This window comes from Streptomyces albidochromogenes (assembly GCF_005981925.1).
In the GTDB taxonomy this organism is placed as follows: domain Bacteria; phylum Actinomycetota; class Actinomycetes; order Streptomycetales; family Streptomycetaceae; genus Streptomyces; species Streptomyces albidochromogenes.
On sequence record NZ_VBVX01000592.1, the window covers coordinates 1 to 1,635 of the forward strand.

Genomic DNA, 1,635 nt, shown 5'->3' on the forward strand with positions numbered 1-1,635 from the left:
TCCCTGCCCCCTGAATCCCCAGTCTGCCAAGCTGGCCGGCAACGCGCGCCGCGCAGTACGGACCGTACGGACCCAGTCCTGGAGCAGCAGCCGATCATGGACCTCGACGTCTTCGTCACCGCACACCACGCAGAGTGGGACCGACTGGACCACCTCCTGCGCCGCGGCCGTCACCTCACCGGTGCGGAAGCCGACGAACTGGTCGCCCTCTACCAGCGCGCGGCCACTCACCTCTCGCTCGTCCAGTCGAGCGCCCCGGACCCCACCCTCACCGCGCGTCTCACCCATCTCGTGGCCCGAGCCCGCGCCACCGTGACCGGCACCCGCCGCGCCTCCTGGCGCGACACGACCCGCTTCCTCACCGCCGGTTTTCCCGCCGCTATCTACCGCACCCGCCACTGGTGGGTCCCCACGGCCGTGGTCTCCATCGCCGTGGCCGCCCTGATCGGCTGGTGGATCGGCAGCCACCCCGAAGTCCAGTCGGCCATCGCGGCCCCGGCCGAACTCCGCGAGATGACCCGCCCGGGCGGCCAGTACGAGACGTACTACTCGAGCCACCCCGCCGCGTCCTTCGCCGCCCAGGTATGGACGAACAACGCGCAGGCGGCAGCCATGTGCCTGGTTCTCGGCGCCTTCTTCTGCTTCCCCGTTCTGTGGATCCTCTTCCTGAACATGCTGAACCTGGGCGTCGCCATCGGGCTGATGTCCTCCGCAGGCCGCCTCGATGTCTTCCTCGGCCTCGTCATTCCGCACGGCCTGCTCGAACTCACCGCGGTCTTCGTCGCCGCCGGCACCGGCCTGCGACTCGGCTGGACCCTCATCGACCCCGGCCCCCGCAGCCGCCGAGCCGCCTTGGCCCAGGAAGGCCGCGCCGCCTTGGGCATGGCGGTCGGACTGGCCCTGGTCCTCTTCGTCTCCGGCCTCATCGAAGGCTTCGTTACGCCGTCGGGCCTGCCCACCTGGGCACGCATCGCGATCGGAGTCGCCGCCGAGCTCGCGTTTCTCGCGTACGTCTACATCCTGGGCGGCCGGGCGGCCCGAGCCGGCGACCGAGGCGACGTCGAAGAGGCCGACCGCAGCGCGGAGCTCCCCACCGCCGCGTGATGTGCGTACGGCCCCGCTGAGCTGGTACTGTCCTGTCCGCCCCACAAAACCGTTGACACGGCTGGCGTGGGGAGGTAGATTTAAACGGTTGCAACGGGTGGACATGCCCACTGGCAACGGTTAGTGTCTGTCTCGCTCTCCGGCGGGGTTACTTCGCGGAGAGCCTCTCGATTCTTAATTCGAATCACGAAGCCGATTAGGTCGGCCGAAATGCTTCTGATAAAGTCGGGGACATGCCGAAAGGCAAAAGGCCACTCCAACGGCCACCAGAAACAAACGCCGAACCGGAAACGGAACGGATAACGGATCTGGTAAGGTTGGAAACACGAAATGCCGAACGAAAGCCCGGAGGAAAGCCCGAGAGGGTGAGTACAAAGGAAGCGTCCGTTCCTTGAGAACTCAACAGCGTGCCAAAAGTCAACGCCAGATATGTTGATACCCCGGCCCACTTCGGTGGGTTGGTGGTTCCTTTGAAAAGTCCTGGCTGCCCTTGTGGCAGTCCAGGCGAACACAGCGAGGACGCTGAGAACA

1 protein-coding gene is annotated in these 1,635 nt (G+C 66.3%); it reads left to right on the forward strand.

What is annotated here, in order from left to right:
- Window positions 1-96 precede the first annotated feature (96 nt).
- Window positions 97-1,104, forward strand: coding sequence for a stage II sporulation protein M (locus tag E2E34_RS34130; protein WP_138905692.1), 1,008 nt, complete (start codon window positions 97-99; stop codon window positions 1,102-1,104).
- Window positions 1,105-1,635 lie beyond the last annotated feature (531 nt).